Genomic DNA, 23,772 nt, shown 5'->3' on the forward strand with positions numbered 1-23,772 from the left:
CACTCCCGCCGCTAAGGCGGCCATCCACCGCTTTGTGCGGCCGAGCCGTTGCAAACTGCGGCGGATTGCCGGCCAATCCCGTGAAGCCGTTGACCGAGCGCGTGCGTGTTCGCCCGGGTCCAGAGTCCCCAACAGTCAGTCCCATCATGACGCCGCCCGCTACCGCCTTGCCCGTCGAAGCGCCCCAGGCCTTCCTGGGTGTGGCGCGCTCGCTGACCGACAAGCTCTGGCGCGACCGGCTCGATGCGCGCGGCGCGGCCAGGGCGCTCGCCATCGTGCAGCGGCACCAATTGCCGGAGCTGTTGGCGCGGGTGCTGGCCGGCCGCGGCGTCGACATCGATGCCGTCGCCGACTTCCTCGACCCGACCATCCGCAAATTGTTGCCGGACCCCTACACGGTGACCGAGATGGAGGCCGCGGCAAGGCGGATCGCCGATGCGGCGGTGAAGGGCGAGAAGGTCGCGATCTTCGGCGACTACGACGTCGACGGCGCGACCTCCGCGGCGCTGCTCGCCTGGCATTTGCGCCACTGCGGGCTCGATCCGCTGATCCATATTCCTGATCGCATTTTCGAGGGCTACGGCCCCAACACTGAGGCGGTGCGCGCGCTGGCGGCGAAGGGCGCCACGCTGCTCGTCACCGTCGATTGTGGCACCACCAGCATCGAGCCGCTGGCCGAAGCCAAGCGGCTCGGCCAGTCCGTGGTCGTGATCGATCACCACCAATCCGGGATCGATCTCCCTGAAGTCGACGCGCTGGTCAATCCGAACCGCCCCGACGATCTCTCCGGCCTTGGCCATCTCGCCGCGGTCGGCCTGGTGCTGGTGACGCTGGTCGCCGTCAACCGCGAACTGCGCCAGCGCGGCTTTTGGTCGAGCGAAATGCCCGAGCCCGATCTGCTCGGCATGCTACATCACGTCGCGCTCGGCACCGTTGCCGACGTCGCACCGCTGATTGGCCTCAACCGCGCCTTCGTCGCCAAGGGGCTGATCGCGATGCGGCGGCGCGACCATGTCGGGCACACCGCGTTGATGGACGTGGCGCGACTCAACGGACCGCCGGAGGCCTGGCATCTCGGCTTCATGCTGGGGCCGCGCATCAACGCCGGCGGCCGCATCGGCCGCGCCGATCTCGGCGTGCGGCTTTTGCTCGAAGGCGACAGCGTCGAGGCGGCGCGCATCGCCGCCGAGCTCGACCGCCTCAACAGCGAGCGCCGCGTCATCGAGCAGGCCGCCGAAGCCCAGGCCGAAGCCGAGGCGCTTGCCTCGATAGGGTTCGAGGACAAGCTCGGCGTCATCGTCACGGCCTCCGAAGGCTGGCATCCCGGCGTGGTCGGCCTCGTCGCCTCGCGCCTGAAGGAGAAGTTTTCGCGGCCCGCTTTCGCCATCGCGCTCGAGCCGGGCGGCATCGGTACCGGTTCGGGCCGCTCGATCGCCGGCGTCGATCTCGGCAAGGCGGTGCGGCAGGCAGTCACCGACGGCATCTTGCTGAAGGGCGGTGGGCACGCGATGGCCGCGGGCGTGACGCTGCGCAAGGAGAAGCTCGCCGAATTCCGCGCCTATCTCGAAAGCGCGCTGGCGCGCGACGTCGCGGAGGCACGTCATGTCAACGAACTCTACATTGACGGCGCGGTTTCCGCGCGCGCGGTGACGACGGAGCTTGCCGCCACGCTCAACCGCGCAGGTCCGTTCGGCAGCGGCAATCCGGAAGTCGTGCTGGCGCTACCGGCGCATCAGCTCATCTATGCCGACGAGGTCGGGCAGGCGCATTTAAGGCTGCGATTCAAGTCGGGCGACGGCGCGATCGTCAACGGCATTGCGTTCCGTTCGGTCGGTCAAAGGCTCGGCAACGCACTGGTGGCCAATCGCGGGCAGCAATTGCACGTCGCGGGTTCGTTGTCGGTCGACCGTTACCAGGGCGCCGAGCGCGTGCAGTTTCGCGTGATCGACGTTGCGCTACCGGATCAGGGGCCATCCGTGATTAGATAGCGCCATGCGCAAAAGATAAATCGCTCAAGCAACAAAAAGAAAGGGAGTGAACATGGCAGGACAGGTTGAAGGCAAGATCGCGCTGGTGACGGGCGGCGCTTCGGGTATTGGCGAGGCGGTCGTCGAGCTGTTCGCGCGCGAGGGCGCGAGCGTCGTCATCACCGACATCGACGAGTTGAGGGGACCGGAGCTCGCCAGGCGCATCACCAAGGCTGATGGCAAGGCGATTTTTCTGGAGCAGGACGTTACCTCCGAGGAGCGCTGGATCGAGATCGTTGCCGAAATCGCGAAGCGCTATGGCCGGCTCGATATTCTCGTCTCCAATGCGGGCATCGGCATTGCCGTGCCCTCGATCATCGACATGACGCTGAGCGATTGGCGCAAGCAGAACGCAATCAATCTCGACGGCGTGTTCCTCTCGGTGAAGCATTGCCTGCCGCTGATGCGCAAGACTGCCGGCGGCTCGATCGTCATGATGTCTTCGCTGGCAGGCCTGCGCGGCTCGCCCGGGCTGTCCGCCTATTCGGCGACCAAGGGCGGCGTGCGGATGTTCGCCAAATCGATCGCGATGGAGTGCGCGGCGGCGGGTGACGGCATTCGCGTCAATTCCGTGCACCCCGGCATCATCGACACGCCGATCTGGGGCAAAATCCCGACCGGCGCGACTGGCAACCAGGCCAATGCGCCGATCGATCCCGAGGAGCGCGCCCGGGTCGTGACGCCGCTCGGCCGCGCCGGGCAGGCGGTCGAGATCGCCAGCGGCGTGCTGTATCTGGCCTCCGATGCCTCGCGCTACGTCACCGGGACCGAACTCGTCATTGACGGTGGCATGAACGCGGGCGGCGTACCGCGCCGATAGCGAGCCGCCGCGCAAGGCGTGAAGGGCAGGGTGGCGTCCGCAGGGGCTGACGCGCAGGTGTCGGCCCTGTACAAGGCCGGCAGCTTACGACTGAACGAGGTTATCCTTCGCCATGGCGCACGGCCTTCACGCCTCCTCCCCAGCACCTATTCGCTCGAACCGGCCGGACCTTGCCAGCGATGCGATCCGCACCGCGCGCGAGGATCTCGCCGCCTGCTTCCGCATGGCGGCGCGCTACGGTTTCGAAGAAGGCATCTGCAACCACTTCTCGGCCGTGGTGCCCGGCCATGACGATCTCTTTTTGGTCAATCCCTATGGCTACGCGTTTCGCGAGCTGACTGCGTCTAAACTCCTGATCTGCGACTTCGACGGCCATGTGCTTGACGGCGAAGGAGAGCCCGAGGCGACCGCCTTCTACATCCACGCCGAGATGCACAGGCGCTTGCCACGCGCCAAGGTCGCTTTCCATACCCACATGCCCTATGCGACGGCACTGTCGATGACGGAGGGCGATCCTCTGATCTGGGCGGGCCAGACCGCGCTCAAATTCTACGGGCGCACGGCGGTCGATCGCGACTACAACGGCCTCGCGCTCGACAACCGCGAAGGCGCGCGCATCGCTTCCGCCGTCGGTGACGCCGACATCGTCTTCATGAAACATCACGGCGTGATGGTGCTTGCGCCGACCATCGCGGACGCCTGGGACGATCTCTACTACCTCGAGCGCGCGGCCGAAGTGCAGGTGCTGGCGATGTCGACGGGCCGCAAGGTCTTGCCGGTCGATCCCGCTATCGCGACCGCCACCTACAAGCAGATGCGTGAAGGCGATTCCGAATCCGCGCGGCTGCATCTCGCGGCGATCCGGCGCCAGCTCGATGCCGAGGAGCCGCAGTACCGGCACTGAGGCGGAGTGCGCGTCGCCAACGGCATCATTCCGGGGCGCGCGAAGCGCGAGCCCGGAATCCATCGTGCAGCAGGTGAGGCGGAAAAATGGATTCCGGGCTCGCGCCAAGCGGCGCGCCCCGGAATGACGGGAGCTGCTATCCACCCTGCCGCAGCTTGGCCAGGACCTTCAGCCCGCCATAGCCGTCGGCCGGCAAGATGCCGGCCTTCTGCTGAAAATCCTTGATCGCCTTCATCGTGTCGTTGCCGACGCGGCCGTCGGTGCCGCCGGTGTCGAATCCCGCCTTCGTCAATCGCGTCTGCATCTCCTGCACTTCGGCGAGCGTGAGCGCGCGCTCGGAACCGGGGAAGGGCTGGATGAAGGGCTGCGCGCCCAGACAGCGGTCGCCGAGATGGCAGATCGCCAGCGCATAGTTCATCGAGGGATTGTAGCTTTTCACTGCATTGAAATTCGGTCCAAGCAGGAACGTCGGCCCGCCCGCAACCGGCGTCCACATCTGCGCAGATGCGCTTGGTTGCGGAAACGGCTGCCCGTCCGCGCGCGTGACGCCGGCCGATGCCCATGCCGCGTAAGTGCGGCTGCCGCTGATGTCGCCGGACGCGCGCACCTCGTAGCCCCAATGCTCGCCGCGGCGCCACTTGCCGCGATTGACGAGGTATTTCGCCGTCGAGCCCAGCGCGTCGTCGGGTTTGCCGAATGGCGAGACTTTGCCGTCGCCGTCATAGTCGATGCCGACATTGAGCCAGACTTCCGGCATCCATTGCGAATGGCCCATCGCGCCGGCCCAGGACCCCCGCATCTCCTCCGGCGTGCTCCAGCCTTTGTCGACGATGCGCAGCGCGTTCATCAGCTCGGTTTCCCAATAGGCCTTGCGACGCGGCTCGTTCCAGGCGAGCGCGGCCAGCGAGGGAAACACCGGCGTCATGTGGTTCTGCTGCACGAGCGGATCGCCGTAGGCCGACTCGACGCCCCACAGCGCCAGCAGTGTGCCGCGCTCGACGCCGAAATCGCGCTCGATGCGCGCGAACAGCGCCTCGTTGTTCTTCAGCGCGATCTTGCCGTTGATGATGCGCCAGTCGGAGACGCGGCGGTTGATGTATTGCCAGACCTGCTCGTGAAATTCCGGCTGGTTGCGCATTTGCTTGAACACGCTCATGTCGGGCTCGACCCGCGCCATCGCGCGCTGCCAGGTCGCAGCCGAAATGCCCTTGGCCATCGCACGCGCGCGAAAAGCTTCGCGCCATTCATCGAAGCCGGGCGGCGAAGCAAGAACGCGCGTCGGGAACGCGAGCAGGGTAGCTGCGCCGAGCGCGGATTTGAGCAGGGAACGGCGGGTATGATTGAGTAAGGAATCAGCTTGTTTCATGCGCGCATTGTAGCGGGAAACATGGCCGCTGTGAGCGGTTCCAGGAACATGAAGAACAGGCCATCGCGCCGGCGTTCCCCGGAACAAAATGTCGCGGTCCCGCATTCCCTCCCCACCACCCGAGAGGAGCATGAAATGAGGAAGTATCTTTTTGCCGCTGCCATGGTCACGGCCATCGCGGCCCCTGCGTTCGCGGATGAAGTCGGCGTTCATGTCGGCCCGGTTGGCGCCGGCGTGACGGTCGGTCAGGCCCCCGAATATCGTGATCGCGATCGTGATCGCACCACGATCGTCAAGGAGCGTGCCCCCGCCGACCGTACCACCGTGATCAAGAAGGAAGATGAACTCGGCAACCGCAGCAAGACCGTGATCCATCACGACAACGATTGATGAGGCAGGGCCCCGGCGGTCGCCGGGGCCCACTCTTCCCGGAAGGCTTTGGGGTGGAATGAAGATACGCGCACATGCTGAAAGCCACGTCGTCGAGCTGGACGACGGATCCCAGTGGCAGATTTTTCCCGGGGATCTCGCGACCACGCTGAGCTGGAATCCCGAAACGGATTTGCAGCTGGAGCCGAGCGGCGACCAGGTGAGTTCGCACGTGCTGGTGAATGCCACCGATCAAAGCCGTGTGCGCGTGATCGGGGCTGACGAGACCTGGCCGCAGGGCGAGGTTAAGCATGAATTAAGTGGCGGGTAGAGTCCTTCCGCAAGTTCGCAAGCCGCAAACTTTCGGCCCGCTACTTTACGGTCCGTTCGCGTTCATCTGCGCAAGATGCGCGCATGCGGGAGCTGCTCGACCTCATTCGTGCCAATCCCTGGCCCTTCGGCGCAGGGCTGTTCGTTGTGATCCTGACGATCATTGCGGAGAATTTCGACCGAGGCATTCAAGGCGGCGACGATGCCGGCTTCGGAGACTTTTCAGACGGCGATGCGGGTGACGGAGCAGGCGACTAACCCTCGTTCTGCAACTCGATCGCGACGTCGGCGAGCCAGCGCCGGATTGCGGCCTCGGCCTTGCTGTCGAGCCCGGCCACGAGGCGCTTTTCCAGCGCGATGACACGCTCCCGGCAGGCTTTCAGCAGCGTTGCTCCGCGCGGCGTCAGCGTCCATTGCTGGATGCGGCCGTGGACGGGATGCGGTGTCATCTCGATGGCGCCGTCGCGTTCGAGATTGCGAATGATGACCCCGACGGTCTGCGGCGTCAGGAAGGTGAGGCGGGCGACGTCGGCACCGGACAGGCCCGGATAGGCGTTCAGCATGGTCAGCACGGCGAATTGCGGCGACGTCACGCCAAGATCGGCCAACGTTCGCTCCATCTTGAGCCGCACCGCGGCGTGTGCCTGGCGCAGCAGATAGCCGAGATAGCCTTGCTCGCCACGCTTGCCTTCGCCGGGGGCGGGCACGTGCACCGAAGCGGCCGCCTTGGGCGCCTTCTGCCGCGGTTGCGATTTCGTGATGCCAGCCGGCTTGCGTACCATGTAAGAGCTCTTATAAGATGTAAGCAGCCTTACAATAACACGAGGTGAACGGCGATGTCACACGCCCGCAGCGAATACGAGGATTTCAAGAGGATTGCGCCCGATGCGTATGAGCTGGTGCTCGCGCTGGGCCAGGTTGCGGCCAAGGCCGGCCTGGACAAGCAGCTTCTCGAGCTGGTCAAGTTGCGCGCCTCGCAGATCAACGGCTGCGCCTTTTGCGTCCAGCATCACGTTCTGCTCTCCGAACGGCTCGGCGTGCCCGTCGACAAACTCCGTCTGGTCGCGGTCTGGCGCGAGGCACCGATCTTCTCGGCGCGCGAGCGCGCGGCACTGGCCTGGACCGAAGCCCTGACCCTGTTGCCGGATGGCTTCGGTGATGAGATCTATGCCGAGGTGCAGGGCGAATTCTCCGAGACCGAGCTGACCTATCTGACCTCGGCGATCGCCTCGATCAACGTATGGAACCGATTTGGCGCGGCGTATCGCTGGACGCCGCCGAAGCGACCCGCCGCGGCCAATCCCGCGGCGTCCTGATTGCGACAAAGGGAGGTCAACATGACCGCAATGAATCTGACGGCTGCGCCGTGGCGATCGCGTTCGCGCTCGGTAGGGTTCGCCGTCATCGGCGGACTCGCTGGCGCGCTGGCGATCGGCAAGACCCTCCCGGCGACGATGGATACGGTCTCCGGGGTGCTCGCGCCGCTCTGCGCGACCGCCGCCGAGAGTTCGCCGCTCGACAGGGTGGAGCCGATCGGCTCCTACGCGCTGCCCAACGTGCCCGGCAAGCGCGTCACCATCGTGCGCGTGTTCTATGGCCCCGGCGGATTTTCACGGCCGCATCGTCACGCGGGCTCGGTCACGGCCTACATCACCAAGGGCGAGATTCGCTCACAGCTCGGCGGCGGCCCGGTCGAGACGTTTGGGGTCGGCCAATCCTTCTTCGAACCGCCAGGCGCGACGCATCTGGTCTCGGCGAATGCGAGCGCCACGGAGCCGGCCGAACTGATTGCCGTGTTTGTGGCTGACGAGGGTGCGCAGCTCACGACGTATCTGGAGTGAACCGTAGCCCGGAGTGAGCTTCGCTCGATCCGGGCTACACATTCCAAGTTGTCGTCATCCCGCGTAAGATCCGGGATCGGGATTGTCGGACGGGTGCTCGAACGACTTCTTGAGCGAGGCTGGCATCGGCACGTGGAAGTTCAGGCCGCGCGGCGGCACCGGCTCCATGAACCATTTGTTGTAGATCGTCTCGATTTCGGGGCTCTTGTAGAGCTTGGCGGTTGCCCGATCGACGACGGTTTTGAACGGTACATCGTCCTTGCGCAGCATGATGCCATAGGGCTCCGGATCGGAAAATGCACCCGTGCTGATCGCGTACAGCGACGGTTCCTTCGACGAGGCGATCATCGCCGCAAGCTGGATGTCGTCCATGACGAATGCAACAGCGCGGTCGGTCTCCACCATCAGGAATGCTTCCGGCACGTCCTTGGCGTTCATCACCGTGATACCCAGCGAGCGGGCCGCATTGGCCTTGTTGAGCTGAGTGATGTTGGTCGTGCCCGAGACCGAGACGACGGACTTGCCCTTGAGGTCGTCAACCTGATCGAGCTTCAGCGCCTTCTTGGACACGAAGCGGCTCGCCGTCAGGAAATGCGTGTTGGTGAACCACACCTGCTTCTGGCGGTCGGCGTTGTTGGTCGTCGAGCCGCATTCGAGATCGACGGTGCCGTTCGCCATCAGCGGAATGCGGGTGGAGGATGTGACGATGTTCTGGTTGACCTCGAGCTTGTCGAGTTTGAGCTCGGCCTTGATCTCGTCGACGATCTTCATGCAGATGTCGACGGCGTAGCCGACGATCTTCTGCTTGTCGTCGATGTAGCTGAAGGGCACGGCACTGTCGCGGATCCCGAGCGTGATCGCGCCGGTCTCCTTGATCTTCTTCAGCGTGCCGCTCAATTCCTGTGCATGAATCGGCGTGGCGAGCGCGACGGCCAAAATGGCCACCGTGGTGAGACAACGCATATGCTTCCCTTCATCCTGATTGCCTGGCGGGAGCCAAGCAATTCTGAGGCCAGAGAAGGTTGCGTGATGCGGGCGCGGCCGAAATACGGTCCCGCCTTGCTGCCGGGATTGGCGTCATCAAAGACGTCGGCGAGGCTGCTGGCGGCGCGAGCGGCGCCTCAATTCTCCTCGCCGCTCGATCCCTCGCGCTGGTCGGGCTTGACCACGTCCTCGGGCAGCGCATGCGCGACGGGCTGCGCGGTGACCGCGATCTCCGGGCCGATCTCGCGGCCGCGGGCGCGGATCAAACGCTCGTAGGCCGAGACCAGGGTGGCGTAGGGGCTGACCCAGATCCAGCCGTCGCGGGTGAACACCTGGACGTCGAAATGCAGGTGCATGGAGGTGCCGGCGGGATGGTCGAGATAGTTCGAGACAACGCCGATCTTTTCGCCCTCAACGACCATGCGGCCGTTGAGCAGGCCGTCGGCGTTCATGGTCTGCGGGTTCATGTGCATGTAGCGGAAGCGGATGTGCTCGGTGCGGCTGTTGATCTCGAGTGTGGCGGCCTGGTCCTTGGAGCCGCGGATCACGATTGCGTCGCGCACCGCAACCACGCCGCGCTGCCTGGGATCGCAGGGGGCTTGGCCGTCGCTTGGCGGCGGACAATCGGCGGCACGGATGTCTTCGCCCTGATGGCCGTAACCGCCGCCGCATTGCCAGACTTCAAAGCTGCGGGACTCGCAGAAATTGTCGCGCCAGGGATACGCGGTCGGGCCGTCGTTCTTGTCACGCTTGGCGTAGGATTGCGAGCGCACGAAGGCAGGCGCCTTTTCCAGCGGAAAACGGATCTGGGCATAGGCTATCACGTCGGGATGGCCGCCCTGCTTGCGATAGCCGGTGTTCGGGATGATGTCGCCGCTCGGCCGGTAGCTGAAATCCGCCGAGCGCGCGATAGGACGATCGAGGACGTCGGAGGCAACATCCGCCAGCGGGCGCATACGCTGGCCGCCGGCAACGTGCAGCGCCTTCAGGAAGCGCTCGGCAACCGGATAGGCTTCCTTGCAGGCGAGCCGCCGCGGTTTTGCGACGCTGTCCAGGCACTGGATGGATACGACATAAGCGACGCCGAAGCGGGAGAAGGCGTAACGCACATAGCCTTCGCGAATGAACTTGCGCAGGTCCGGATAGACCGCCGCGAGCGGCTTGACCGGCTCGCCCTTGCCGCCGGAGGGATCGGCGATGTCGTAGATGAGCGCCGATCCCGTGATCTGCACCTCGACCGGCTTCGCAAACACGCGGCTCGGCATGCCGTCGCCGGCACCAGGTTCGAACGAGAAGCTGGCGCTATAGCCGGCGGGTCCGGCGTCGAACATGTCGACGGGGTTGAAATCGGCCTCGTAGCGCGACAGCGACAGGCTCGATGGCGTGCCGTTGCGCCGGCCTTCCAGATATGCGGCGGCATCGAACGGCAGCAGCACCGGGACAGCGCTTCGCGCGATGCCTGCGAAGAATTGCGAGGAGACGGCGTTGAGCTGCACCAGCGCCGGCATCGCCCGCGGATCGTAGCGCGGTACCGTGCGGCGGGGCACGAAGACGAAGTCGCCCGCGATCTGGGGGTGGCTGTTGATCTCGGTGCGGAGCTGGTCGAGCGCTGCGCGCCAATCGACCCGCAGCGCCGTGAGTGAGGGGCTGCGCAATTCATCCGCAGCCAGCGGGTTGGCGGTAAGCAACGAAAGCGACGCCAGGGCTTGCGAGACGAAGCGGAAAGCCTTCCTACCCACTGTCTCGCCCCCCGGCGGTCACCTGTTGTGATCCCTCGCTTAGTCCTTGGCGCGTTCGGAGTAGGAGCCGTCTTCGGTCATCACCACGATGCGGGTACCGACCGCGATATGCGGCGGCACGGTGGTGCGCAGGCCATTCGAGAGCACGGCGGGCTTGTAGGAGGAGGAGGCGGTCTGGCCCTTGGTCACGGGCTCGGTTTCGACCACTTCCAGCGTCACCCGCTGGGGCAGCGAGATCGAGACCGGGTTGGCGCCGTGCAGCGACAGCTTGACGGTCATGCCCTCCTGAAGATACGCCGCCGCGTCGCCGATGACGTCCTTGGAGACCTGGACCTGGTCGTAGCTCTCGGGGTTCATGAAGTGGTAGCCGTCGCCATCTTCATACAGGAAGGTGTAGTTGCGCTCTTCGATCGTGGCCTTCTCGACCTGGTCGGTGGTCTTGTAGCGTTCGGAGATCTTTACCCCGTCCGAGATTCGGCGCATTTCGATCTGGCTGACCGGAGTTCCCTTGCCGGGATGGATGTTCTCGGCGGTCACGACGACATATAGCTTGCCGTCTTGCTCGATCACGTTGCCCTTGCGAATAGAACTGGCGATGACTCTCAAAGCGATATTTCCTGCTTGCTTGGCCCGGCACCGGCCAGGACGTGATCAAATTGATGGGGGACCTGGGGCCTCAAATCAGACCTTGGCGCCCGTTTCGGGCCGCAACATACGCATTTTGTCGTTGAATGCCAGCATTTTGCTGGCCTGCGGAGCGGTCGGTTGATGGCTGGGGACAAGCCGATTTCGCCGTTCTGGTCCCCCTCGCGACACTTGGACCGCCGGCCGTTCCTCCAGGCGAGGGGGGCGATCACCGGGGCTCTACGGGGCTTTTTTGCCGAACAGGGCTTCGTCGAGGTCGAAACCTCCGTCCTTCAGATCTCTCCCGGCAACGAGACCCATCTCCACGCCCCGCACACCGAGATCGTGCGTCCCGGCGGCAGCCGTGCCAGGCGTTACCTGCGAACGTCCCCGGAATTCGCCTGCAAGAAGCTGCTGGCAGCCGGTGAGCCCCGAATCGTCGAATTCGCCCGGGTGTTCCGCGACCGCGAGCGCGGCGACCTGCATCTGCCCGAATTCACCATGCTGGAATGGTACCGGGCCGGCGCGCCCTATGATGCCATCATGGCCGATTGTGTCGTCGTGATCGCCCATGCGGCGCAGGCGACCGGGATCGGGACCTTCGCCTTCCGCGGCCGCACCGCCGATCCCTTTGCCGTGCCGGAGCTTCTGACCGTTGCCAGCGCCTTTGAGCGGTTCGCCGGGATCGACCTGCTTGCCACCATTTCAGGCGACCAAGGAGATCGGGCCGCACTTGCAGAAGCGGCCGCCGGCAAGGTCCGCGTCGCGGAGGACGACACCTGGTCGGATGTCTTCAGCAAGGTTCTGGTCGAGCATGTCGAGCCGCATCTGGGGCAGGGGCGTTTGACCATACTGTTCGAATACCCATCTCCAGAGGCGGCGCTGGCGCGCACAAAGGCCGACGACCCGCGGGTGGCGCAGCGTTTCGAGATCTATGCCTGCGGCGTCGAGCTCGCCAACGGCTTTGGCGAGTTGACCGACGCGGCCGAGCAGCGCCGCCGCTTCACGGAATCGATGGCGGAGAAGCTGCGTCGCTATGGCGAGGCCTATCCGCTGGACGAGGATTTTCTCACGGCGGTTGCCGCGATGCCCGAGGCGAGCGGCGTCGCGCTCGGCTTCGACCGACTGGTCATGCTGGCGAGCGGCGCAACACGGATTGACCAGGTGGTGTGGACGCCGCCCGCAGATGAAACGACAAGCGAGACATGACGAAGACCAATCTGGCACGAACACTGCGCGAGCCGGCCGAGCTCGTGGCCGAGCATCTTGCACCCGCCGAAGCGCTGCCGGCGCTCGAGCGCGTCGCCGCGCGCTATGCGGTCGCGATCACGCCCGCGCTGGTCGAGCTGATTGACAGTTCCGATCCCGATGATCCTATTGCCCGGCAGTTCGTTCCCACGGCCGCAGAGCTGGAGCTGCAGCCGGGCGAGAACGCCGATCCGATCGGCGATCACCCGCATTCGCCGGTCGCCGGCATCGTGCATCGCTATCCCGATCGGGTGCTGTTCAAGCTCGTTCATGTCTGCGCGGTCTATTGCCGCTTCTGCTTCCGTCGCGAGATGGTCGGCCCGGGCAAGGAGAATGCGCTCTCGGACAGCGCCTACCGCGCTGCGATCGATTACATTCGTTCGCACCGCGAGATATGGGAGGTGATCCTGACCGGTGGCGATCCGCTGATGCTGTCGTCGCGGCGCATGAGCGAGATCATGACCGATCTCGCTCGTATCGATCACGTCAAGATCATCCGCCTTCACACCCGCGTGCCCGTGGCTGAGCCAGCGCGCATCAGCGACGACATGGTCGCTGCGCTGAAGGTGACGGGCGCGACCACATGGGTCGCGCTGCATGCCAACCATGCGCGCGAGCTGTCGCCGGCCGCGCGCGCCGCCTGCGCGCGGCTCGTCGATGCCGGAATTCCCATGGTGAGCCAGTCCGTGCTTTTGCGCGGCGTCAATGACAACAGCACGGCTCTGTCGGATTTGATGCGAGCTTTCGTCGAATGCCGGATCAAGCCCTATTACCTGCATCACGGCGATCTCGCGCCGGGTACTGCGCACCTGCGCACCACTCTGGCGCAGGGACAGGAGTTGATGCGGCAGTTGCGTGGACGGGTGTCGGGACTGTGCCAGCCTGATTACGTCATCGACATTCCCGGCGGCGCGGGCAAGTCGCCAGTGGGGCCGAATTATGTGTTGGCGGCGCAAAATACCGCACCCGACATACGTGATGCGGCGCCGGAAACGCGCTATCGTATCATCGACTATTGCGGCGACGTTCACCTCTATCCGCCCGAGACCTGAGCGGTGACGGGGGGTAACGGCGGGTTGAGGAATGGAGGAATGAAATGAAGAAGATCATTGTGGCCGCATCGCTCGTGGTCCTGCTTGGCGGCGTGGCGGTCGCGCAAACCGGCACCAAGGGATCGACGTCGGGCGGCGCCACATCCGGCTCGCCACCGCCGGCGCCGGTCGGTCATCGCCAGGTGCGCCCCAGCGATGTGCCCAGCGAGAAGAATCCGAGCGATCCGAACGATCCCCTGAGCAAGGAAAACCAGGCGCTCGACAAGAAGATCAAGAGCATCTGCCGCGGCTGCTGAGCCGCGCCGATTGCGGGCAGGGCGCGAACAGCATCGCCCCGCCCGCGTTCACATCTAGGCTGAGCGCTCGTTCAGCCCGGCGCGCCGTATGTTACGTCGGATCTCGACGGCGTCGGCAAGCTGCTCGAGCACCCTTGCCGTGGTCGCCCAGTCAATGCAGCCGTCGGTGATGCTCTGGCCGTAGGTGAGCGGCTTGCCGGGCACGACGTCTTGCCGGCCGGCGACCAGGTTGCTCTCGATCATGACGCCCATGATGCGGTTCTCGCCGCCGGAAATCTGGCCGGCGATGTCCGCGGTGACCAGCGGCTGGTTCTCCGGCTTCTTGCTCGAATTGGCGTGGCTCGCGTCCACCATGACGAGCGGCGCGACGCCGGATTTCGCCAGCTCGTTGCAGGCCGCCGCGACGCTTTCGGCATCGTAGTTCGGCTTGCTGCCGCCGCGCAGGATGATGTGGCAGTCCTCGTTGCCGGCGGTTGAGGCGATCGCCGAACGGCCGCGCTTGGTCACGGCCATGAAATGATGCGGGTGCGAGGCCGATTTCACTGCGTCCGCCGCGATCCGCACATTGCCGTCGGTGCCGTTCTTGAAGCCAACCGGACAGGACAGCCCCGAGGCCAGCTCGCGATGGATCTGGCTCTCGGTGGTGCGCGCGCCGATCGCGGCCCAGGACACGAGGTCGGCGATATATTGCGGCGTCGTCATGTCGAGGAATTCGGCGCCGGCGGGCAGGCCGAGATTGTTGATGGCCGACAGCACGTTGCGCGCCAGCCGCAGGCCCTTATTGATGTCGAAGCTGCCGTCGAGATCGGGATCGTTGATCAGGCCCTTCCAGCCGACGGTGGTGCGCGGCTTCTCGAAATACACCCGCATCACGATCTCGAGCTGGTCGGCGAGGTCCTCGCGCAACGTAGCAAGGCGCTCCGCATATTCGATCGCAGCCTTGGGGTCATGCACCGAGCAGGGGCCGACCACGACCAGAAGCCGGTCGTCCTGGCCATTGAGGATGGCATGGATAGCGTTGCGCGACGCCATCACCACACGCGTCGCGGTGAGCGTGCGCGGGACTTCCCGCATCACCTCTTCCGGCGTGCTTAGCTCTTTCAGTTCGCGGATACGAAGATCGTCGGTCGTGCTCAGCACGGCGGGCTCCTGTCATTTTGAGAACCTGCCGGCCAATAAAAAAGCCGCCAGGTCTGGCGGCTGTTCGGACGTTTGCTGCAATGTTTCAGATTGAGCGCGATCCTCCTGCCGCCAGCGAGCTGTCGTAGCTAAAGTACCAAAAGTAGCTGGTGACGAGGGTGATCATGGCAGCCTATATAGCGCGCGGTCGGCGGATTGTCACCCCCTAAGACCGCGCAGGGCGCGACGAGGCGTCTCAACTGTTGCTATTGCGTACCGCCAGCGCCATGCCGATCAGGGTGGCGCCGCCGAACAAGAGGTTGATGCCGACGAGGACGCCGATCGCCCATTCCGCCGTGCTCGGCAGTCCCGTGATCACCATGAACGAGATCGCGATGTCGACAAGGCCCGAGATCAGGAGCCACGACCAGCGGCCGCTCAGCTCACGACGGTGCTCCAGCGCATACATGATGGTGGCGACCCCCTCGGCGAGGAAATAGGCGCCGAGCACGATCGTCAGCGTCAGCACGGCCTGCATTGGGCGCGCCAACAGCAACATGCCGGCGAGCACGGCGAGTGCGGCCGAAATCAGCGACCACCAGAACCCCGGCGTGCTGCGCGCCCAGTAGGTCGCGATCAGCCCGCCGATGCCGCTGATCAAGAACATCCAGCCGAGGAAGATCGCGATGGCGAGGCTTGCGAGCGGCGGCAGGATCAGCGCGGCAACACCGAGAACGGCGAGCAGGATGCCTTCGAACAGAAAGGCCTTCCAATGCGCCTTCACCGCCTGGCTCATGGCGGATTGCAGCCGTGAAAAGTCCTCGGGCGATGTCATGGCGGACCTCTACGTCGCAGGAGCAGATGGGGCTCAATCTAGTGTGCGCGCGCCGGCCTGGCTATGTCGTGGATCAACCGCCGCCGTGCGCTGACGAAAAACCCTCTCCGCTGGTGCGGATACGATTGCGGCCGAGAACATAGATCGCGGTTGTGACGATCAGGAGTGCGATGCCGAGCAGGATCGAGGTGAGACCGATCGGGATCAGCGCCAGCGTCAAGTTGCGTTCGGGATTGGTGAGCCAATGATGGATCGAGGTCAGCACGAAGGCGAGGCCGAGAAAGCCGATCCCACCGCCGGTGAGCAGCAGCGCCCACATCCGGCGCAGTTGGCTGAGCCGCTCGCGCGCGATATCGGTGCGCGGCGCGTGGTGGCGCGCGACGCGCCGCACCAGGCGCATGGCGAAGGCGATCGAGCTGAAGCCGATCAGGAGGCTGGCAGCGCCCAGCCACATCCGTAGGGTCGGATCGAGATCGGGCATTTGCTGCAGTGTAAGCAGCGGAAAGTCGAAGGCCGAATGCAGCGCCAGCGGGCCGGCCAGCATCAGCAGCCGGCTTGAGAGACGAGCCCAGTCGCGATGACGGCGGTGCGCACCCAGCGCCGTACCGGCCCGTGCGATTGTCAGATAGGCACCGGCGATGATGCCGAGCGCACCGTGGAACGGCACGGTCAGCACGCTGCGCAGGGCCGCGAGCGAGCGCCACATCTCGGCGTGCTGCACGAGATAGGCGAGGTTCTCGTAGGCGGCGAAGCCAAGGCCCACGGCGGCGCCATAGACCACGGTGTCCATCGGATTGGCGAAGGTTCGCCGCTTGGTTGAGGAGACCAGCACGATGGCGATCACCTTCACGGCCTCCTCGGGCAGTGCGACGCCGAACACCGAATGCATAGCCAGCTCCGCCCAGGCATTGTCCGGCGCCGCAACCATCCTGGCGAAGGGAGCGCGGGCGAGACCGAGCAGCGAGATGCTGGCTGCGCCGAGCAGGAACGCGGTCCAAACCTGGGTCGGCGGGCCCGGGCGTTCTTCGGCCGCGATGACAAGCCACAGCATCAGCAGCGCCGGGGCGATGGCGGCCGTTCCGATCACGGTGGGCAGTGCTTCAATCAGGTACATCGGGGTCGAAAATGCGTTTCCTTGACCGGCTTATCTACGTCGACCGATGCGATGATGTGTCATGCGCCAGCTGTCCTGTCGCTTAACGAGTGTGACAGCCTTTGTTCATCCGTAGCGTTGCCGAGGTGGGAATGCGAGCCCAATCAATTACATGACGGGACCTGTCTGCGATCGATGACAGCGATGGCGCCGCGGCGATCAGATCGCGATCGGCCAGTAAAATCAAGAGAATGCGGAGATTTCTTCGATTCACGATGTACGTGTCGCGACCGCAAGTCGCACATCAGGGATCCGCGGTCGCGGCGAGCGCCCGGCCCCGGGCGATATGGCTGGTCAGCCGCCGTGTCACGTCGCGCCGAAGGGTATTGAACTCTGGCGACGAGACATCACGCGGGCGGGGCAGCTCGATCTGGACCTGGCAATCGATGCGGCCTGGCCCCGCGGTCATTACCACCACCTGGTCCGCGAGCAGGACGGCCTCTTCGACCGAATGGGTCACGAAGATCACGGTCAGCTTGGTAGCCCTCCAGATATCGATCAGTTCTTCCTGCAGCTTGCTGCGCGTCAAAGCGTCGAGGGCACCAAACGGTTCGTCCATCAGCAGGACGTCGGCGTCGTTGGCGAGCACGCGCGCAATAGCGACCCTTTGCTTCATGCCCCCGGACAGTTGATGCGGATAGCGGTCGGCGAACGCAGCCAGTCCCACCATCGCCATGAATCTCTCGGTGATCCCGGCAACATCCTTGGAAGCGAGCCGCCGCTGGCTCGGTCCGAAGGCGATATTCTCTTTCACCGTCAGCCAGGGAAACAGCGCGTAGTCCTGAAACACCATTCCGCGGTCGGGTCCAGGACGATCAATCCCAAATCCGAACATCGTGACAGAGCCGCTGGTCGCCTGCTCGAAACCGGCAATGATCCGCAACAGCGTCGACTTGCCACAGCCTGATGCGCCGAGCAAACAGACGAACTCGCCTTTTTGGATCGTCAGATCGATCCCGCGCAACGCCTCGACCGGGCCATTGGACGCGTCATAGACTTTGTGCAGATCATCGACGCGCAGGATCGGTGGCGCGTGTTGGCTGTCAGACATGGTGTTGCGGGCTCCAGCGAAGGAAATAGTTGCTCAGCCAAAGCAGGATGCGGTCGGAGACAAAGCCGGTGACGCCGATAATGATCATACCGGTGATGACCAGATCGGTGCGCGACAATGAGCGGCCGTCCATGATCACCGCGCCGAGGCCTTCCGGAACGCCTGTCATCTCCCCGACCACGATCAGGATCCAGGCGAAGCTGGCGCCAAGACGCAGGCCGTTGAAGATGCTGGGCAGGGCCGCGGGCAAAACCACCGCCCGGAATAATTTTGGCCCGGCGCAGCCGAGCATTTCGGCGGCTTCGAACAGGCGTACGTCAACTGATTTCACGCCAAAGATGGTGTTGAGGAGAATTGGAAAGAAGGCCCCCAGGAAAACCAGGAAGATCGCCGATTTGGCGCCAAGCCCGAAGAAGATCATCGACAATGGAAGCCACGCCGTGACGGGAATCGGCCGCAACAATGACAGCGTCGGATCGAGCACCGCGCGCAACAGCGGCAGTCGACCGATCATCAATCCAAGTGGAATTCCGATGACGGCCGCGCAGAGAAAGCCGCCATAGACGCGCTGCACCGATTTCCAGAAATGTATGGCAAGGCTCGCGCTGTAGGCGTCATCGTAGATTCCACCGATTGCAAAATCCCTCATCATCAAGGCGACGCCGGACGGCAGCGGCACGAGTCGCGTTCCAGTCCACCGCACCATGATGTCCCAGAACAACAGCAGCCCCAGCGGCACCACCGCCGCCAGCGCGATGGCGCGAAGGCGATGGATCAGTCTCCACGGGCGCGACGTCCTGGCCGGGGTTGTCTTCGCTGCGCGGTCGGCCACTGCCTCGGCCGGAGGTGCGATTTTGATCGACCGGCTCATCGATCGCTCACATCGCGGCAATGGCTTTCACGAAGCTCGGCTCGATGAATTTGCCGTAGTCCGGCAGTTCGCGGATCTGCTTTTTGGCCAGCATTTGCGTTCCGTAATAGTTCGCCTGCTTGAGAAACAGCGCATCGATATTCCAGGTGAGCTCCACATTGGGCGCGGCCTGTTCGATCGACGGCTTGGGCTGGCCGAGCTTTTGCATCGCCATCGCGACGAACGCCTCGCGATCGCTCATCGCATATTCGCTCGCCTTGCGATGAATTGCGAGCAACGTGCGGATCAGGTCCGGATCCTTTTCGATCATCTCACCGTGCGTGGTCAGCACCATGTTCAGCGAGCCGGTCGGCGTCGAGTAGGGGTATTCCACGATCTTGCCGACGCCGTTGGCCAGGCTGATGCCGGGCCCGGGCTCCGCGCCGACATAAGCGTCGATGTCGCCACGGGCGAGGGCGGGCGCCATGTCGCTGAACGACACGCGAACCGGCTCGATGTCCTTGATCGTCATGCCTTCGGCGGTCAGCCGGTCGAGGATCACGACCTCCTGCGTGGAGCCCGGCCAGATCGCGACCCTCTTGCCCTTGAGGTCTTTGATCGAATTGATCGCAGAGTCTTTTCCCGCCACGACGGCCATGCCGCGGTTGCAGGCGGCAGCAATGATGACGACGGGCTCGGCGTTGGCCGCGCCAAGCGTCGCTGCTGCCAAGCCGAAAATGCCGAAGTCGACGGTGCGGGTGGCGACAGCGTTCTTGCCGTCGGTGGGACTTTCGAACGGGATCACCTGGATCTTGACGCCGGCCGGCGCGAGTTTCTCATAAAAATAGGGCGTGATGCCGTGGATGAGCTTCAGCGTCCCGACCTTGATGACGCGGTCATCGGCCAATGCGCGGAAGCTGGTTGCGGGCAGCGCCGCGGCGGTTGCGGCTAAGCGGATGAACTCTCGTCGCGTGGTATCTCGCATCGCGTGTCCTTGTTGGGTCCGTCCGGCACAGCGATGCCTAGCTGCGGCGCAACAAGAAGTGAAATTTATTCGCTAAATGGCGATCATAGGCTGGGGTAATAATTTGATGATGCTGCCTTTTTGATCATCGTCCAAGCCGGCTCCGCCGCGAAATCGACCTTGGAAACCACGCTTGGAAACGACGCTTGGGAACGAGAGACTAGTGGGTGGTGAAAGGCGGCCGCGGATCGGGTGCGACGTCGAAAGCGCCGAGGTGGAATTCCTCGCCGGTCGCCTCATCCGGCAAGGGGCGCTGCGCCAGCAGCGTGAACGCTGCCTGCGGATACTGATGCCAGATCGCGAGGTCGCCGGCGGTGATGGTGAGCCAGCCGAACGTGTACATGTAGCGTCCGGGCTCGGTGACCCGGCCGACCCTGTCCCAGGTGATCTTGTCCACTGCCATTCGGTCCCCCGATCGCAGTTCTGCCCATGAGTCCGGCACGACGCACGGACCCGCAAAAACTGACCCGGCAATGAGGCGACGGCGTGGCGGCGGTACGGAGGCGAAGCGGCCGCCCCCCCCCTCACGCCGACTGCTTCAGTCCCGACCGGACGATCAGGCGGACGAGGTCGTCGCGCTGCTGTTTTTGAGCGAATTTGACCGCGAAGCCGTTCTCGAATTTCCGGATGACGCGCCCGACGCAGGCCCCGACCGCGAGCGGCGTTCCGATCGGCGGGTCGTATTCGCAGGATATCGCAACCCCGGCCGTCGAGACGTCGATGATGAAGCAGGGATGAGTGCTGCCGTCGGCGAGCGCCAGGAACGTATGCGGGACCTGCGGCACAAACCGCGCGTCATGCCGCAATTCGGCGAGGCTGGCGTCCTTTTGCCTCTTCTCGAGCCAGGTCAGCTTTTCCGACATCCAGGCGCGCCGCGCCCGGGTCATCTCGAGCTCCATCAGGAAGCCCATCCTCAGCGTCGCGGTGATCGTGCACTCGAATTCGCCGAACTCCTGGAAATAGGAGGTGACGCGCTCGCCGACCTTGCCGACGACCGGCACGTCCACGATCATCCGGAACGGCGAGACGCGCTTGGTGCGGCAGGCGAACGTCCTGAGCCTGCCTTCGCAATCGTACCAGCGCGGCAGCGAATAACTGCCGCCCACGTTGACGTCCACTGCACGCTGCTTGAGGAATTCGGCGACGGACATGTAGGCCAATCGTGTTGCGGAGTGTTTCCGTAATTCCACGGTAGCAATCAAATTCTAAGCAAATGATACCGGCACTCATGAGCAGGGGTAAATTTCTGGTAAACGCCGGAGGCGGTAGTAAGCCGCAGGGGGACCTTCGCGCGATGCATGCGCTCGCTCTCGGCGCGGAGGCTTTCCAGGACGCGAGCAGCGCTCCCCATCCGAACCGGGAGGCGAAGCGCTTGACGAGATCGGGCCCGATCGCGTCGGGCTCGAACCGGATGCCCGCTTTGCGCAGCACCCATTCGATGAACTCGCCATCCGTGAAGAAGAAAAAGGCGCCGAGATACAGCGGGAAGCGCGATTGGAAGACGAGCCCGGGTCGGAGGTAAGCGGCAGGGAGGTTCACGCGGGGAGGGTGGATTTTGCGGGGCCGGTCCGCCGGCCGGCGGCAGCGAGGTATGGCGCTCCCTAGCGGAATCGAACCGCTCTCTCCACCGTGAAAGGGTGGCGTCCTAACCGATAGACGAAGGGAGCAAACGCAAGGCCCCGCCGCTCTTCACGGCACGGCCGCCGGCCGCACGAGTCATGCCCGGCGGCCACGGCGGGCGAACGTATAGTGGCCTTTGGGCCGGTCGGCAAGCCGTTCGGGACCGGTCTTTTGCGCCGCGGTGGTTAGCTTCCCCGGCATCATTCGGAACGCGATTTCAACCGTTTCTTAGGGTTCCCTGAGATAGCGCTGGAGCGGGAGATTTTAAGCCATGCCACAGCCCAAGAAGCGCGCGGCCCGCAAACTGCTGTCGCGGCATGCCTGGATCACGCTGGAGGGCGGATTCGCGGCGCGGCATTGCCTGGTGCAGGACATCTCCAGCACGGGCGCGAAGATCACGACGGATGAGGACGCAAGCCAGCTTCCGGGCGTGATCCGGATGGCGTTCTCACGGGACGCACGGACCGGGCGAAGCTGCCAGGTGATCTGGCGCCGCGGCAAGTCGGCCGGCATCAGGTTCCTCTGACACCCGCCCACGCGGCCCGGATGGCGCGTGCGGCCGGTCCGGGCTAAAAGGCGTGGATGCGCGCCATTGTCCTCAGCCTGATCGCTTTCGCCGCCGCCTCCGCGGCCACGGCCGAGACGTTGCGGCTTCCGCCGGCCGATCAACCGCAGGCCAGCAAGACGCTGCCGCTGAAGGGCGCCTCGGGAGCGGCCAGGGCGAACGCCTGCGCGTCTTATGGCCAGGGCTTCAGCTGGGTCGAGGCGATCTCGACCTGCGTCAAGATCGGCGGCTCGATCAACGTCGATGCCGCGGCGCGGCGCTAGCCAGACAAAAAAGTCGAAAACAACCCCATGCACAGTAGCCGTCAAGTCCGGCCGTGCTGCGTGAGGCTTGCGCGCGTGAAGCGATTCAGCACGACCTCACTGCAGCTTAAGCCGCGTCAGCGGCTCACGACATCGGCGGGGCCACGTGCTGCGCGAATCCGGGCCGCGGTGCGAGCTCGGCGAGCCAGCGCGTCAGGTGCGGCTGCGCCGGTCGGCTGATGCCTTCGACGCCAAGCCAGCGCCGCGCATAGGCGCCGAGCGCGATATCGGCCAGCGTGAACTGCTCGCCCTCCATGAAGCGGCGCGTGGCCAGCAGGCGATCGGCGATCGCCCAGACCTCGGCAGCCGCGTCGGCATCCCGCTGCACCTGGATCATGTCGCGCTCAGTGGGCGGCGTGCGCACAATGGCCCAGAACACTGGTCGGTCGACCGGCTGCACCGTCGACAGCGTCCAGTCGAGCCAGCGGTCGACCGAGCTGCGCAGCTTCGGCGCCTCCGGGTAGATCGGCGTGCCGCGTCCATGCGCGAGGCAGAGATAGCGCATGATCGAATTGGATTCCCACAGCACGAAGTCGCCCTCGACCAGCGTCGGGATCCGCGCATTGGGGTTCATCGCGAGATAGCCGGCCTCGCGGGTCTTGCCGAAAGCCATGCCGGCATCGATGCGCTGATAGGCGAGGCCAAGCTCGGTCAGGCACCACAGCACCTTCTGCACGTTGACCGAATTGGCGCGGCCCCAGATCGTCAGCTTGGTCTCCGGCATAAGATTCCTCCCGCGCGTCTTTCGCTGTCGTAGCCCGGATGGAGCGAAGCGCAATCCGGGATGTTGCCACAAGGCGCGTCCGTCCCGGATGACGCTTCGCTCCATCCGGGCTACGAGTGCATCGCGCGGGTGATAGCGGAATTTCGCGATTGCTGCGAGCCTCTCACGCAAAAGGTCCGCTGCATGCAAAAAGCCCCGCCTGGGGCGGAGCTTTCATTGCAGGTCTGACCAGGCGATCAGCGGCCGAAGAACAGCCACAGCAGAATGATCACCGGGATCGGCACGCCTAACAGCCACAACAAAATTCCGCGTCCCATCGCGTCCTCCTCCATTCGCTCCATGAACAGAGAACGCGGCGATGGGAAGCTTGTTCCCCGTGAAGGGCGTTACCAATGGCCGGTGTTGGGCATCGACGACCACGGCTCCTGCGGCGGCTTCGGCTCGCCCTTCTGCAGCAGCTCGATCGAGTGCAGGTCGGGCGAGCGGACGAAGGCCATGTTGCCGTCGCGCGGCGGCCGGTTGATGGTGACGCCCGCCTTCATCAGCTTCTCGCAGGTGGCGTAGATGTCGTCGACCTCATAGGCGAGATGGCCGAAGAAGCGGTCCTCGCCATACTTCTCCTCGTCCCAATTCCAGGTGAGCTCGACCAGCGGCGCGCCGCGCGTTTGCGGCTGCTTCTTCAGCGCCTCGAGGTCGTCGGACGAGCACAGGAACGCCAGCGTGAAACGCCCCTTGTCGTTCTCGATCCGCCGCACCTCCTTCAGCCCCAGCGCATCCTGATAGAACTTCAGCGCGCCATCGAGATTGCGCACGCGCAGCATGGTGTGGAGGTATCGCATGGTTGTTGCTCCCTTTGATGGTCGAGGGTTTTTGGTTCGGGCGGGGGCGATGAATAGCAGCAAAATGGGATGAGGGGCAGGGGGCGGGTG

Annotated in this window: 28 protein-coding genes and 1 tRNA gene; 13 read left to right on the forward strand and 16 right to left on the reverse strand. The window is 64.6% G+C overall.

The window, feature by feature from the left end; all coding sequences use genetic code 11:
• The first annotated feature begins 146 nt into the window (after positions 1-146).
• From recJ to AC0L2O_RS09040, 3 genes are all read left to right on the forward strand, one after another.
• Positions 147-1,988, forward strand: a complete 1,842-nt coding sequence (recJ, locus tag AC0L2O_RS09030) for a single-stranded-DNA-specific exonuclease RecJ (protein WP_409188932.1) — start codon at positions 147-149, stop codon at positions 1,986-1,988.
• A 52-nt stretch (positions 1,989-2,040) separates the two neighbouring features.
• Complete coding sequence (locus tag AC0L2O_RS09035) at positions 2,041-2,847, forward strand: SDR family NAD(P)-dependent oxidoreductase (RefSeq protein ID WP_473369473.1); 807 nt, start codon at positions 2,041-2,043, stop codon at positions 2,845-2,847.
• A 112-nt stretch (positions 2,848-2,959) separates the two neighbouring features.
• Positions 2,960-3,751: an aldolase gene (locus AC0L2O_RS09040; protein WP_473369474.1), complete on the forward strand. Its 792-nt coding sequence runs from the start codon at positions 2,960-2,962 to the stop codon at positions 3,749-3,751.
• Between the two features lie 136 nt (positions 3,752-3,887).
• Here AC0L2O_RS09040 and AC0L2O_RS09045 read toward each other — a convergent pair whose 3' ends face one another.
• A complete protein-coding gene (locus AC0L2O_RS09045) occupies positions 3,888-5,117 on the reverse strand; it encodes a lytic murein transglycosylase (protein ID WP_473369475.1) in 1,230 nt (409 codons plus the stop codon).
• A gap of 135 nt (positions 5,118-5,252) precedes the next feature.
• On the opposite strand from AC0L2O_RS09045, the gene AC0L2O_RS09050 reads away from it, so the two are divergent.
• The 3 genes from AC0L2O_RS09050 (at position 5,253) to AC0L2O_RS09060 (ending at position 6,074) form a co-directional block, all read left to right on the forward strand.
• On the forward strand, positions 5,253-5,507 hold the full coding sequence (locus AC0L2O_RS09050; RefSeq protein ID WP_473369476.1) for a hypothetical protein: 255 nt from the start codon (positions 5,253-5,255) through the stop codon (positions 5,505-5,507).
• A gap of 58 nt (positions 5,508-5,565) precedes the next feature.
• Positions 5,566-5,817, forward strand: a complete 252-nt coding sequence (locus tag AC0L2O_RS09055) for a hypothetical protein (protein ID WP_473369477.1) — start codon at positions 5,566-5,568, stop codon at positions 5,815-5,817.
• Positions 5,818-5,900: 83 nt separating this feature from the next.
• Positions 5,901-6,074: a hypothetical protein gene (locus AC0L2O_RS09060; protein WP_473369478.1), complete on the forward strand. Its 174-nt coding sequence runs from the start codon at positions 5,901-5,903 to the stop codon at positions 6,072-6,074.
• On the opposite strand, the gene AC0L2O_RS09065 is transcribed toward AC0L2O_RS09060, so the two are convergent.
• The gene (locus AC0L2O_RS09065; protein WP_409188926.1) at positions 6,071-6,598 is read right to left on the reverse strand and encodes a MarR family winged helix-turn-helix transcriptional regulator; all 528 of its coding nucleotides are present in this window, start codon (positions 6,596-6,598) and stop codon (positions 6,071-6,073) included. The two genes, AC0L2O_RS09060 and AC0L2O_RS09065, sit on opposite strands and share 4 nt — an antisense overlap.
• Positions 6,599-6,652: 54 nt before the next feature.
• Between AC0L2O_RS09065 and AC0L2O_RS09070 the strand changes: the two genes are divergently transcribed.
• Together AC0L2O_RS09070 and AC0L2O_RS09075 are read left to right on the forward strand one after the other, a co-directional pair.
• Positions 6,653-7,132: a carboxymuconolactone decarboxylase family protein gene (locus AC0L2O_RS09070; protein WP_473369479.1), complete on the forward strand. Its 480-nt coding sequence runs from the start codon at positions 6,653-6,655 to the stop codon at positions 7,130-7,132.
• A gap of 21 nt (positions 7,133-7,153) precedes the next feature.
• Positions 7,154-7,657, forward strand: a complete 504-nt coding sequence (locus tag AC0L2O_RS09075; protein ID WP_409188924.1) for a cupin domain-containing protein — start codon at positions 7,154-7,156, stop codon at positions 7,655-7,657.
• Positions 7,658-7,711: 54 nt separating this feature from the next.
• Here the strand turns inward: AC0L2O_RS09075 and AC0L2O_RS09080 are convergent, their stop codons facing one another.
• From AC0L2O_RS09080 to efp, 3 genes are all read right to left on the reverse strand, one after another.
• Positions 7,712-8,620: an amino acid ABC transporter substrate-binding protein gene (locus AC0L2O_RS09080; RefSeq protein ID WP_473369480.1), complete on the reverse strand. Its 909-nt coding sequence runs from the start codon at positions 8,618-8,620 to the stop codon at positions 7,712-7,714.
• A gap of 158 nt (positions 8,621-8,778) precedes the next feature.
• Positions 8,779-10,380 carry a M23 family peptidase gene (locus AC0L2O_RS09085; RefSeq protein WP_473369481.1) on the reverse strand — a complete coding sequence of 534 codons (1,602 nt, stop codon included), beginning with the start codon at positions 10,378-10,380 and terminating at the stop codon, positions 8,779-8,781.
• 39 nt (positions 10,381-10,419) lie between these two features.
• Positions 10,420-10,986, reverse strand: coding sequence for an elongation factor P (gene efp, locus AC0L2O_RS09090; RefSeq protein WP_369723901.1), 567 nt, complete (start codon positions 10,984-10,986; stop codon positions 10,420-10,422).
• Between the two features lie 162 nt (positions 10,987-11,148).
• Here efp and epmA point away from each other — a divergent pair, with 162 nt between their 5' ends.
• The 3 genes from epmA to AC0L2O_RS09105 are packed head-to-tail and all read left to right on the forward strand — an operon-like array spanning position 11,149 to position 13,600.
• A complete protein-coding gene (gene epmA / locus AC0L2O_RS09095; RefSeq protein ID WP_473369482.1) occupies positions 11,149-12,213 on the forward strand; it encodes an EF-P lysine aminoacylase EpmA in 1,065 nt (354 codons plus the stop codon).
• Positions 12,210-13,304 carry a lysine-2,3-aminomutase-like protein gene (locus tag AC0L2O_RS09100; protein WP_369723897.1) on the forward strand — a complete coding sequence of 365 codons (1,095 nt, stop codon included), beginning with the start codon at positions 12,210-12,212 and terminating at the stop codon, positions 13,302-13,304. The genes epmA and AC0L2O_RS09100 overlap by 4 nt, the downstream gene beginning before the upstream one ends.
• 44 nt (positions 13,305-13,348) lie before the next feature.
• Positions 13,349-13,600: a hypothetical protein gene (locus tag AC0L2O_RS09105; RefSeq protein ID WP_369723895.1), complete on the forward strand. Its 252-nt coding sequence runs from the start codon at positions 13,349-13,351 to the stop codon at positions 13,598-13,600.
• Positions 13,601-13,654: 54 nt separating this feature from the next.
• Here AC0L2O_RS09105 and AC0L2O_RS09110 read toward each other — a convergent pair whose 3' ends face one another.
• The 9 genes from AC0L2O_RS09110 to AC0L2O_RS09150 form a co-directional block, all read right to left on the reverse strand.
• On the reverse strand, positions 13,655-14,740 hold the full coding sequence (locus tag AC0L2O_RS09110) for a 3-deoxy-7-phosphoheptulonate synthase (protein ID WP_409188919.1): 1,086 nt from the start codon (positions 14,738-14,740) through the stop codon (positions 13,655-13,657).
• Positions 14,741-14,975: 235 nt separating this feature from the next.
• Complete coding sequence (locus AC0L2O_RS09115) at positions 14,976-15,554, reverse strand: HdeD family acid-resistance protein (RefSeq protein WP_473369483.1); 579 nt, start codon at positions 15,552-15,554, stop codon at positions 14,976-14,978.
• Positions 15,555-15,627: 73 nt separating this feature from the next.
• Positions 15,628-16,668 carry a PrsW family intramembrane metalloprotease gene (locus AC0L2O_RS09120; protein WP_473369484.1) on the reverse strand — a complete coding sequence of 347 codons (1,041 nt, stop codon included), beginning with the start codon at positions 16,666-16,668 and terminating at the stop codon, positions 15,628-15,630.
• Between the two features lie 283 nt (positions 16,669-16,951).
• Positions 16,952-17,758: an ABC transporter ATP-binding protein gene (locus AC0L2O_RS09125; protein ID WP_473369485.1), complete on the reverse strand. Its 807-nt coding sequence runs from the start codon at positions 17,756-17,758 to the stop codon at positions 16,952-16,954.
• The gene (locus AC0L2O_RS09130) at positions 17,751-18,629 is read right to left on the reverse strand and encodes an ABC transporter permease (RefSeq protein ID WP_473369486.1); all 879 of its coding nucleotides are present in this window, start codon (positions 18,627-18,629) and stop codon (positions 17,751-17,753) included. The genes AC0L2O_RS09125 and AC0L2O_RS09130 overlap by 8 nt, the downstream gene beginning before the upstream one ends.
• A 7-nt stretch (positions 18,630-18,636) precedes the next feature.
• Entirely contained in the window at positions 18,637-19,593 is a 957-nt protein-coding gene (locus AC0L2O_RS09135; RefSeq protein ID WP_473369487.1) for an ABC transporter substrate-binding protein, read from the reverse strand.
• 199 nt (positions 19,594-19,792) lie between these two features.
• The gene (locus AC0L2O_RS09140) at positions 19,793-20,035 is read right to left on the reverse strand and encodes a hypothetical protein (RefSeq protein WP_473369488.1); all 243 of its coding nucleotides are present in this window, start codon (positions 20,033-20,035) and stop codon (positions 19,793-19,795) included.
• A 121-nt stretch (positions 20,036-20,156) separates the two neighbouring features.
• The gene (locus AC0L2O_RS09145) at positions 20,157-20,783 is read right to left on the reverse strand and encodes a PilZ domain-containing protein (RefSeq protein WP_473369489.1); all 627 of its coding nucleotides are present in this window, start codon (positions 20,781-20,783) and stop codon (positions 20,157-20,159) included.
• A gap of 441 nt (positions 20,784-21,224) precedes the next feature.
• Positions 21,225-21,299 (reverse strand) — tRNA-Glu (locus tag AC0L2O_RS09150).
• Between the two features lie 224 nt (positions 21,300-21,523).
• Here AC0L2O_RS09150 and AC0L2O_RS09155 point away from each other — a divergent pair.
• Both AC0L2O_RS09155 and AC0L2O_RS09160 read left to right on the forward strand, forming a co-directional pair.
• A complete protein-coding gene (locus tag AC0L2O_RS09155) occupies positions 21,524-21,778 on the forward strand; it encodes a PilZ domain-containing protein (protein ID WP_409188913.1) in 255 nt (84 codons plus the stop codon).
• Between the two features lie 56 nt (positions 21,779-21,834).
• Positions 21,835-22,080 carry a hypothetical protein gene (locus AC0L2O_RS09160; RefSeq protein WP_473369490.1) on the forward strand — a complete coding sequence of 82 codons (246 nt, stop codon included), beginning with the start codon at positions 21,835-21,837 and terminating at the stop codon, positions 22,078-22,080.
• 124 nt (positions 22,081-22,204) lie between these two features.
• On the opposite strand, the gene AC0L2O_RS09165 is transcribed toward AC0L2O_RS09160, so the two are convergent.
• Positions 22,205-22,843, reverse strand: a complete 639-nt coding sequence (locus AC0L2O_RS09165; RefSeq protein WP_473369491.1) for a glutathione S-transferase family protein — start codon at positions 22,841-22,843, stop codon at positions 22,205-22,207.
• A gap of 386 nt (positions 22,844-23,229) precedes the next feature.
• Entirely contained in the window at positions 23,230-23,682 is a 453-nt protein-coding gene (locus AC0L2O_RS09170) for a VOC family protein (protein WP_473369492.1), read from the reverse strand.
• Between the last annotated feature and the right edge of the window lie 90 nt (positions 23,683-23,772).

Source organism: Bradyrhizobium sp. Kon10 (assembly GCF_055807395.1).